Annotated in this window: 9 protein-coding genes; 5 read left to right on the top strand and 4 right to left on the bottom strand. The window is 40.2% G+C overall.

The features are described from left to right. Positions 1 to 161: 161 nt before the first annotated feature. The 5 genes from AAGC65_RS05305 (at position 162) to AAGC65_RS05325 (ending at position 5,327) form a co-directional block, all read left to right on the top strand. Complete coding sequence (locus AAGC65_RS05305; protein WP_343111376.1) at positions 162 to 896, top strand: SDR family NAD(P)-dependent oxidoreductase; 735 nt, start codon at positions 162 to 164, stop codon at positions 894 to 896. 42 nt (positions 897 to 938) lie between these two features. Beyond that, positions 939 to 1,538 carry a TetR/AcrR family transcriptional regulator gene (locus tag AAGC65_RS05310; protein WP_343111377.1) on the top strand — a complete coding sequence of 200 codons (600 nt, stop codon included), beginning with the start codon at positions 939 to 941 and terminating at the stop codon, positions 1,536 to 1,538. Positions 1,539 to 1,644: 106 nt separating this feature from the next. Further along, complete coding sequence (locus AAGC65_RS05315; RefSeq protein ID WP_343111378.1) at positions 1,645 to 2,208, top strand: TetR/AcrR family transcriptional regulator; 564 nt, start codon at positions 1,645 to 1,647, stop codon at positions 2,206 to 2,208. A 138-nt stretch (positions 2,209 to 2,346) separates the two neighbouring features. Beyond that, complete coding sequence (locus AAGC65_RS05320; protein ID WP_343111379.1) at positions 2,347 to 3,759, top strand: MFS transporter; 1,413 nt, start codon at positions 2,347 to 2,349, stop codon at positions 3,757 to 3,759. 113 nt (positions 3,760 to 3,872) lie between these two features. Continuing rightward, the gene (locus AAGC65_RS05325; RefSeq protein ID WP_343111380.1) at positions 3,873 to 5,327 is read left to right on the top strand and encodes an alpha-L-fucosidase; all 1,455 of its coding nucleotides are present in this window, start codon (positions 3,873 to 3,875) and stop codon (positions 5,325 to 5,327) included. A gap of 94 nt (positions 5,328 to 5,421) precedes the next feature. On the opposite strand, the gene AAGC65_RS05330 is transcribed toward AAGC65_RS05325, so the two are convergent. From AAGC65_RS05330 to AAGC65_RS05345, 4 genes are all read right to left on the bottom strand, one after another. Further along, positions 5,422 to 5,958 carry a carboxymuconolactone decarboxylase family protein gene (locus tag AAGC65_RS05330; protein ID WP_343111381.1) on the bottom strand — a complete coding sequence of 179 codons (537 nt, stop codon included), beginning with the start codon at positions 5,956 to 5,958 and terminating at the stop codon, positions 5,422 to 5,424. Between the two features lie 102 nt (positions 5,959 to 6,060). Then, entirely contained in the window at positions 6,061 to 6,531 is a 471-nt protein-coding gene (locus AAGC65_RS05335; RefSeq protein ID WP_343111382.1) for a DNA starvation/stationary phase protection protein, read from the bottom strand. 130 nt (positions 6,532 to 6,661) lie between these two features. Next, positions 6,662 to 7,081 (bottom strand): DUF983 domain-containing protein, encoded by a 420-nt coding sequence (locus AAGC65_RS05340; protein ID WP_343111383.1) that lies wholly within the window; start codon positions 7,079 to 7,081, stop codon positions 6,662 to 6,664. A 120-nt stretch (positions 7,082 to 7,201) separates the two neighbouring features. Next, complete coding sequence (locus AAGC65_RS05345) at positions 7,202 to 9,523, bottom strand: histidine kinase dimerization/phosphoacceptor domain -containing protein (RefSeq protein ID WP_343111384.1); 2,322 nt, start codon at positions 9,521 to 9,523, stop codon at positions 7,202 to 7,204. Positions 9,524 to 9,797: the final 274 nt, after the last annotated feature.

Consider the following 9,797-nt stretch of genomic DNA (forward strand, 5'->3'; position numbering starts at 1 on the left):
CAATAAATACATATAACGATTGGTATATAAAATGTTATTTGATTTATATTTGCATTAATGATTGGAAGATAGTGTATTAATGTATAACGATTGTTATATGATAAAGCGAGCATTTTCTAAATAAAGATTATATAAGTAATACTATTTAATAGAATTTAAAAATGGAGACAAAACAATTAGCACTGATAACAGGGGTTGGAAAAGCGACAGGCATAGGCTTAGAAGTAGCCCGGCAACTTGCAGGTATGAATTATCGGGTTATCATCACCTCAAGAAAACAGGAAACAGCAACTCAACTTGCAGGAATATTAATCTCTGACGGGCTTGACGTAGTGCCCATAGCATTAGATGTTACAGATGAACCAATGGTTAAAGCAGTAGCCGATCAGATCAATCAGCAATATGGAAAATTGGATGTTCTGATCAATAACGCAACGCTGTTTCCTGATCAGTATGATACAACCAGCGTTGAACTCGCAGACATCAGAAATGTATTTGAAAGCAATTTCATAGGTTCATGGAGTACAGTTAAACATTTCACCCTACTGTTAAGGAAAAGCGAACATCCTCGTATCGTTAATGTTTCGTCTGGTTCAGGTTCTTTTGGTGGTAAAGGATACAGTCTGGTTAACCCCTGGAGAGATATTATTTCTGCCTACAGTATCTCTAAGGCGGCTTTAAACGCTTTTACTTTAAAAGCCGCTCTCGATTTAAAACCGGATGGTATATTGGTAAATGCTGCTACGCCCGGCTTAACGGCAACTTATGATACTTTTAGTGATTTTGGAAGCAGGCCGGTAAGTGAAGGTGCCCGAAGCATTGTTTTGGCCGCTACATTACCTAAATACGGACCCACAGGGCAATTTTTTAAAGATGGCGAAGTAATTGCCTGGTAATACACCTGAACACAAGAAGCGCTAACAACTTATATTTGTACTATGAAATTTGTTCCGAGATCAGAAACTACCCGCCAGCGTATTGTAGAATTAACCGCCGAACTTTTTAATAAAAAGGGTGCTTTGGGTACTTCGGTCAGCGACCTGGAAAAAGCAACTGGAATGACGCGAGGCAGCATCTACGGTAACTTTCCAAACAAAGAAGCGGTGGCAGTAGCTGCTTTTGATTATAACTGGGAACGAAAAAGGAAGATTTTATTTGACGGATCTGATGTTCAAGTTTCATTTAAAGATAGACTGCTTGCCCACGTACTGCTTCATCATCCTTCGGCCAGAACATCGTTTACGCCCGGTGGGTGTCCGCTTCAAAACACGGTTATAGAATCTGATGATACTAATGACCTGTTGAGAAGTAAAGCGGCAACAAGTTTGTTAATCTGGACGCAGAAATTGGTTGATATTATTGAAGATGGAATAAATGCAAAGGAGTTCAAAGCAAACACCGATGGTTTGACTATAGCCCTTCAGATAATTTCAATGATTGAAGGTGCTTCTTTATTTTTTCGATCCACACAAGATATGAAATACGTTAACCGGCTATTGGATGCTGCAAAAAAAATCATAGATAACATTTGTGTATAGTATCTATCCAATATCATGAAAAGCAGATTAGTCAGTGAATTGTTAAATGGTAATATTTATAATTTAACAGACTTGTAAGTTAAATTCTGAATATTACCTTTGGTTCATGAAACCAGTAGTAGTAGTAGACAAAATCATGGAAACAGCCGATAGGCTGTTCTACGAGCAGGGCTACAACCTTACGGGCATCAACCAGATCATTGAGGAAGCTAACATCTCTAAACCCTCGCTTTATAATCACTTCAAGTCAAAAAGTGATTTGTTGCTGGCTTATATAGATCAATTGTATAAAAATTGGTTCGGCGGTTTAGATGCGTTCATTAAGGATATCCACGATCCTATGGATCAATTGATAGCCTTTTTTGATTACCGCATTGTTCGTCAGATCAGCTCAAATTATGGAGGCTGCGCCTGGAATAAAATTCTGTCTGAAATGCCTAAAGAAGAGGTCGGGATATTGGAACGTGGCGCGAAATTTAAAAGCGAATTAAAAACACGGATCGCAAGCCTTGTAAAGCAGCTTGAACGCTCTAAAGATAAACTACTAAGTGATGAAGACTTTACGGAGATCATTTTTTCCCAGTTAGAATCAGGTGTATTGATGGCCTATATCACAAAATCACATGAGTCTTTAGAAAACGCGAAGAGCATCATACGTAAGCTGGCTTAAGCGAGCTCAGGGCTAATTATAATCAATAAGAAATTTTACAGTAAAGGAATCCGGGTTTGCCCGGGACAGGATTGCTATTGCCTGTTTTTTGAAACAAGGCAAGCAATATAAAAGTGACAACATTTATAAAATTCAAAGATGAGTAAAACCATTTCTCCCTGGCTCGCGCTGGTAATCGTACTAACGGCGCCCCTCCTATCCGTTATCGACGTTTTTATTATTAACGTAGCAATACCTTCCATTAAAGCAGGTGTTCACGCTACCGATGCACAAGTACAGCTTGTTATTGCCGCTTACTTATTAGGCTATGCGGCTTTCCTGATCACTGGTGGGCGCTCTGGTGATCATTATGGCCGTAAACGTACATTTATCTGGGGCATGATCGGGTTTACGGTTTTCTCTTGCCTCTGCGGCATTTCGCAAACGCCCAATCAACTAAACCTTATGCGTTTCTTGCAAGGTGTTAGTGCTGCCTTTATGGTGCCACAGGCTATTGCATTTATTCAGGTACTGTTTGCCGATCCCAAAGAACGCTCCAAAGCAATTGGCTGGTTCGGTATCACCCTTGGGTTGGCTTCTGTTATTGGCCAGGTACTTGGCGGTTATTTTGCCGGCGGGCATTTCTTTGTTCCGGGTTGGCGCCTGATCTTCCTGGTTAATCTACCAATAGGGTTGGCGTCATTGCTTGCCGCGCAATTGTATTTGCCGGAGACCGAGCGGCACAATACAACGAAAATGGATATGTCGGGTGTATTGATACTGACCATTGCTCTTTTCTGCCTTGTTTTCCCGCTTATACAAGGGCGTGAATCAGGATGGCCCTGGTGGAGTTTTGCCTTAATCATATTATCAGGCGTGATCCTTTGGTATTTTATTTATGACCAGCGACATAAAAAAATGGCAGGTAAAGCCCCGCTTATAGATACCGCGTTGTTTAAATTTCATGATCTCAACATTGGTTTGGCGGCAGTGCTTTTTCATTTCATGATGCATACCTCCTACCTTTTGTTAAGTGCAGTTTTCCTTCAAAACGGCCTTGGCGTAAGTCCGCTAACATCAGGTCTTTATTTTGTCGCACCTGGTATATTGTTCACCATCACCTCTGTTGCTGCTGCTCGTCTGATACCCAGATTTGGTACGCCGGTATTGCAGGTGGGTATCGCTATCATCGTTGTCACCTTCGCCTTACAGATCGTTTATTTTAAGACCAGCGCAAGTGTAGCTATGCTATTCACGCTCCAGGCCTTATATGGTTTAGGAAACGGATTGGTATTGCCCTCATTGCTAAATATTACGCTCCGGAGCTTACCGGCTCAGTTTGCCGGAGCTGCAGCAGGAATTTATTCTACAGTACAACAAACATCGTCGGCCCTTGGTATTTGCCTCATTGGCGGGCTTTTTTATTACCTTATTGATCATACTAAAAACATCGTGCTTGCCTTTCACTATGGTCTTGCCGCTCAAATCATTTGTTTGATTATATTAAGCGTACTGCTGATATGCCTGCCTAAGAAAGTTCAAGGTGCTGCATCAGTCCATGTAGCTGAATAACATTAATAGTTAATCCAAAGAAGCAAAATTGATACTTTTAGCAGCTTGGTATACATTTCATTGGGTTTGATTTTTAAAAAATTAGGCTTATTTTTCATGCAAATCTCCTCATCATGAAAAAAACACTGCTACTTCTATTTGCTTTTTTTTGTTTTGGTATTTGTTCTGCGCAAACCTTTGAGCCTACCTGGGCCTCGTTGAATACGCGCAAAATGCCGGCATGGTTCCATCAGGATAAGTTTGGTATATTTATTCACTGGGGCTTGTATGCTGTTCCTGCTTATGCTCCGGTAATTCCCAACAGTGGTTATAGCTATGCCGAATGGTACTGGCAGCGCATTGTGACAGAAAAGCAAAAGGATTTTGTGGCTTTTCATCAAAAAAACTATGGATCCGATTTCCTGTATCCACAATTTGAGCCGATGTTTAAGGCCGAAATGTTCGATCCGCAACAGTGGGCGCAGGTATTTAAAAACTCGGGGGCACGTTATGTGGTACTCACCTCCAAACATCATGAAGGCTATTGCTTATGGAATAGCGCCGAGGCCGACCGGGACTGGGGACGCTCATGGAACGCCGTAACGGGTACACCCAAACGGGATCTGCTTGGTGATTTGACCAACGCTGTAAGGCATGAGGGTTTAAAAATGGGTTATTATTATTCATTATATGAATGGTACAATCCATTATGGTTAAAAGATAAAAAACGATATGTAACCGAGCACATGTTCCCGCAGTTTAAAGATCTGGTTACTAAATACAAGCCATCCGTTATTTTTTCAGACGGCGAATGGGAATTACCTGATACCGCGTGGCATAGCCAGGAATTGCTGGCCTGGTTGTTTAACGATTCGCCGGTGGCTAAAGAAGTTGTGGTTGATGACAGATGGGGAAGCAATACACGCGACCATAATCAAGGTGCTACGTATACCACATCTGAATACGGGAGCGGTAAGGATGCAAATGTGATATGGGAAGAAAGCCAGGGCATAGGTCATTCCTACGGTTATAACCGCAATGAAAAATTAGAGGATTATAAAACCGGGCATGATCTTATTTTAATGCTGGTAGATATTGTATCACGTGGTGGAAACCTGTTGCTTGACATTGGGCCGACGGCTGACGGCCGCATTCCGGTAATTATGCAACAACGCCTTACTGAAATTGGCGACTGGTTAAAAATAAACGGTGATGCTATTTACGAAACCGAAGCTTACAAACAATCATACCAGTGGAGCAATGGCATCAAACGCGAGAAAAAAGGTAAAAGCTATATGGCCGGATATAGCATTGCTCAGCTTGTAAAACCTCAAAAAGACACAGCCTACGTTGAAGCCTTTTTTACGGTAAAAAATAAAAACCTGTTCTGCGTTTTGCCGGGCTTCACTCCTACTTTTAAACTGCGCAATTTTCAAGCAAAGCCAAATACTATCGTATCTATTTTGGGTAGCAGTAAACCATTAAAATTAAAAAACACCGGTAATGATTGTGTTATTGATCTATCGGCATTAAAACCGGGTGATGCCCCTGCTGAATTAATAGTTTTAAAGCTTACTAACGCATTATGAAAAGAGGTAAGATCAAAGCTTGAGTTGAAAAGAAATGGCCATCTTCATACTACAAATTCAGATGAAGATGGCCATTTGTAACTCAGGCGATTACTTAAATTTTCTCAGCAGCAGGAAAATCAACAGGAATTTTGGTGAGTGCGAAAGCGAAGTTTGTAAATGTGCGCAGGGTTATCAATCCTACCAATTCCATCAATGCCGCCTCATCATATCCTGCTTCAAAAAAAGCATCTTTAAGTTCATCACTAACCTCACCTTTAGTTTCGGAAATAGCTTGGGCAAGTTGAAGCGCTGCCTGTAATTTCTGATCGGCAGCGGTGCCTTTACGGAAACCCAAAATATCTTCTTTTGAATAGCCCCTCATTCCAGCAATCATGCTATGTGCGGCAAGGCAGTAATTACAATGATTTACCTGTGAAACGGCAAGGTTAACTGCTTCCCTTTCCTTAGCATTAAATGCACCGTGGCTTAATGTCTCTTCCAGATCCAGTACCGCTTTTAATGCTGTGGCAGAGTAACCTATGGTCGCAAATAAGTTAGGCACTTTGCCCATTTTTTTAGTGATAGCATCAAAAATTTCTTGTGATTGTGGGTTTACCTGCTCTCTTGTAGGAACGGTTATTGTTTTCATGATTGGTTTGTTGATATAATTTAAATGATTTGTTGTTTTCAATAGTAGTTTTTAAAGCTCAAGGTATTTTTTCAGTTCTGCTGCGGCATGTACAAACAACGATTACTGATGTATCCTTAACATTTGGGCCATTTGTTCGTGTTGCCTTAGCAGGCCGGTCAAAAAATCACTTGTATTGATATCCTTGTATTTATTAGCAGAAACTGCGATCAATTCCCTGATATTTCTGATAAGCCTTTCATGATCAGCAAGAAGTTCTTTAACAAATTCCGAACTATCGCCCCCTCTTGTTGTCGATTCGGCAAAATGTGTCATTTGGAGCATACTTTCAGGCGTAGACAGTGGGTAGTGTCCGAGTGAGCGTATGCGTTCGGCAATCTGGTCAACAATATCATCCAATTCAGTATATTGATCTTCAAAAAACAGGTATCTGGGACTAAAACCCCAACAGATTATATTCCAGTGAGCGCGGCGGGTTTTAACAAACAGCACAAATTCATCCTCAAGAACAGGATTTAAAACATGAGCAACCGATTCGAAGTTTGCTTCTGTAACATCAACTTTTGCTTTCATGAGAATAATTTGAGCGTTTTTTATCCAAGGCTTTCGTACCCTCTGCGGATAGCAACAAAATTATTGAGGTCTGTTATCACCAGTATTGACTTAAGTCAAAAAGTGGTATTGTTTAAGTTAGATTATCGTGTTAACGGCTATAATGGTAATCATCCTCAGCCCTTTTCGGATCAAAATGAATGCCTGGGGTAAGCCAATATAAAAGAATAACGCGCGAATAGCGGTAGGTGAATGGTGAAAAAATAACGGCTGGAAGCAGCGTAGCGCCAACATATAACCAGGGGTTATTATTATGTGTAAGCACATATGTAGCTACGGCAAAGCTTACCATTATAGCAACATTTATGGCATAACTAACAAACATAGCTACATAAAAATAACCCGGCTCAATTTCAAAGAAAAAGCCACAATGCGGGCACTGGTTATTCATTTTTTGATTAAACAGACTTAGCGGACTGTTAGCGAACATTGCCCCTCTGCGACATCTTGGGCACCTGGCATGTAAGGCAGCTTTTAAGTTGTGGTCAATATATTTTTTATCGTCTTCCATAAGTTTTTTATAGTTGGTACTGTAAGCTTATGGCGAAATTAGGTGTGGCCGAATTGTCAAAAATTGATCTATGTCAAAATAGATGGTTGCTGATGATAAATTTACAGCTCATGCCCTTTATTAATTGGACTTTTCCTTTGGTCTATTCTTTTCAATTAATCTATATTGTGTCCATCTTATTCGTATAGTTACGCCATTATGAGTACTCCTGATCTCAAAATTACCGTCAAGTTGTCCGGTAAGGCCACGCATAAGGTTCATACCTAATGATTCAGCTGTTTCCGGGTCAAAACCTTCAGGTAAACCTTTTCCGTTATCACTGATCAGCAATTCCCAAAGTTGATTTTTCAGTTGAGTGAGGCCAATATTTATCCTTCCGGCTTCATTACCAAACGCGTACTTGATCGCGTTAGTAATAGCCTCGTTCATGATCAAACCAAGAGGTACCGCCTGTGATACATCTAAGGTAACCTGGGCTACATCTGTTTCTATCTTTATTCGCGGTGCAGAGGAAAAACTACTTTGCAAAAACTCCGTTAATTCACCAATATAGGTAGGCATATAAACGCCGGCCAGATTGTCTCCCTGGTAAAGTTTTTGGTGAATAAGCGATATCGAGTTCATGCGATGCTGGCTATCACGAAGTACATTGAGCGTGGCCGGATCTGTCAGATAAGCCGATTGCGAGTTAAGCAGTGATATCACGATCTGCAGGTTGTTTTTAACCCGGTGATGAATTTCTTTCAGCAGCCATTCCCGCTCCTGAAGTAATTCTTTAAGATAATCATTTTGTGTATTAATCTCTTCCCGCTGTTCTGACAGCTCCAGATTAGCCCTGCGTTTTATCTGATAATTTCTATAACTGATAACAAGTAATAAAGCAAGCAGGCCGGCAGTGGCTATCAACAGATTTCGGACTTTTGTTCTGTTATTAAGTGCCAATTTTTGCAACTGAGTTTCTTTTTCAAGGTGCTTAATGCTTTTTGCTTTCTCAGCAATATCCTCGTCTTTTTTATACACTTCAAACTCCGTTTCAAGTTGAGTGATCTTTTGGTCATGATTTCTATTATCTAAAGTGTCACCAAGCAATTTATAGCGTTGATAACTCTTTATGGCATCCATCAAACGGCCCTGTGCTGAATCAAGTTTGAATCTGATATGTTGCACCGCCACCCTTCCATTCAGATTTGTGATGTCAGCTTTAGAGCTGACAAATTTTTCGAGAGCGGTAAACATCTTTTCGGCTTCTTCAAATCTCCTGGTTCCTATCAGGAAGTCTGTACTGCTCACGTATATATACTCACCTATAGTTCCGTGAAATTGATGTTCAACCTGTAATTTCTGTAGGGCTGCATAAACTTTTGCGCCCTCGGTGTATGCCTTTGAAGTGTTATATACGTTAAGCAATGCTACATTTAAATTGGCGAAGGTCTCATAATCATCAGGTGAGCATTTTTTAATGGCTTCTTTCAATACTTTAGTCGCGGCCTTAAGATCACCAGATCGCTCATAAGTGTGAGCCATAACAGCCATTGTTGATACAATATAATCCTGATTGCGATTACGCTCTGCTATAACAAGTGCTTTCTTTAAGTATGATATAGCTTTTTGTGGTTCGTTTAATTGTAAATATGGATGTGCGATGTTGTTATATATCCAACTCATGCTTAAACTGGTATCCTGGAGTTTTTCGCCTACCTGAACAGCCAGTATCCCGTATCTTAAGCTTTCTCTGGGGTTATCTAAAACAGAATAGGTATGACTTAAAACAGTATAAATATCCTCCAGGTGCTCGTCATGCAGTTCATGATAAATTTCAACAGCCTCTTTCAGCATAGCCAGGGTAGAAAGGCTGGTTTCATAATTCCAATCTTTCAGATCGGCGTAATATTTCATGGCATCGGCAAGCATTTTTGACCGGGGCATTGCCTCCCGTAGTAATCGGATGGCCTGGCCATAATATGTTATTTTTTTTTGTACCCCACCATTTTCACGGTTTACATTGTAGTAATTAGCCGCTTCCATGTAAGCTTGTGCTGCTTCTACCGGATGGTGATGGTTAGCAGACAAGGCCAAGGCTCTGTCACGATATTGATATGCAATTTTAAGCTGACCACCTTCATGATAAGTTTGAGAAAGCACAATGTTGCTGAGTATCTGGAGAGCAGTATCATTAAGGGCGGTACTCATGCTTAGAGCCTGGGTACCAATATCTTTGGCCATACTGATATCCGCTGGCTCCTCTCCCGGTTTAACAACAAAGTATTTGGCAATATCTATTATTTTTCTAATAGCGCCTGTATCAGTTGGTAATGAAGACAGATGAACAAAACCCTTTTTAGCAGTTATATCGTCTTTTAAATACGTTTGTCCGTGAACCGGAAAAAATATAACCGTTAAGATGAAAAGGTTTATGGTTTTATAAAAATATTGCTTCAGCATTGGGTTTAAAATCGATCGGCTTCGTCAACAATGTGCCATATATTGATTTTGCCAACTTGAATTTTTAGTATTCAAAATTTTATACCTCTTGCTAATTTTAGGCCATGTTATTAAGTATTTAAAATACAATGCTTTATAAAAATGAGCTAATTTTAAAATTACGATATATCGTAAAAGGGCGAGCAGTCAGGAATTTTAACGAATATTAAGTTTCATTTTAAAGCTTCTATTACGTTAATGCTCCTTAAATATTTACTCATCAGAACTTCTTGAT

Source organism: Mucilaginibacter sp. (assembly GCF_039207105.1).
GTDB lineage: Bacteria > Bacteroidota > Bacteroidia > Sphingobacteriales > Sphingobacteriaceae > Mucilaginibacter.

Bases quoted from the DNA above. Each gene is read 5' to 3' on its own strand.
- AAGC65_RS05305 (WP_343111376.1), top strand. From the start codon at position 162: ATGGAGACAAAACAATTAGCACTGATAACAGGGGTTGGAAAAGCGACA.
- AAGC65_RS05310 (WP_343111377.1), top strand. From the start codon at position 939: ATGAAATTTGTTCCGAGATCAGAAACTACCCGCCAGCGTATTGTAGAA.
- AAGC65_RS05315 (WP_343111378.1), top strand. From the start codon at position 1,645: ATGAAACCAGTAGTAGTAGTAGACAAAATCATGGAAACAGCCGATAGG.
- AAGC65_RS05320 (WP_343111379.1), top strand. From the start codon at position 2,347: ATGAGTAAAACCATTTCTCCCTGGCTCGCGCTGGTAATCGTACTAACG.
- AAGC65_RS05325 (WP_343111380.1), top strand. From the start codon at position 3,873: ATGAAAAAAACACTGCTACTTCTATTTGCTTTTTTTTGTTTTGGTATT.
- AAGC65_RS05330 (WP_343111381.1), bottom strand. From the start codon at position 5,958: ATGAAAACAATAACCGTTCCTACAAGAGAGCAGGTAAACCCACAATCA.
- AAGC65_RS05335 (WP_343111382.1), bottom strand. From the start codon at position 6,531: ATGAAAGCAAAAGTTGATGTTACAGAAGCAAACTTCGAATCGGTTGCT.
- AAGC65_RS05340 (WP_343111383.1), bottom strand. From the start codon at position 7,081: ATGGAAGACGATAAAAAATATATTGACCACAACTTAAAAGCTGCCTTA.
- AAGC65_RS05345 (WP_343111384.1), bottom strand. From the start codon at position 9,523: ATGCTGAAGCAATATTTTTATAAAACCATAAACCTTTTCATCTTAACG.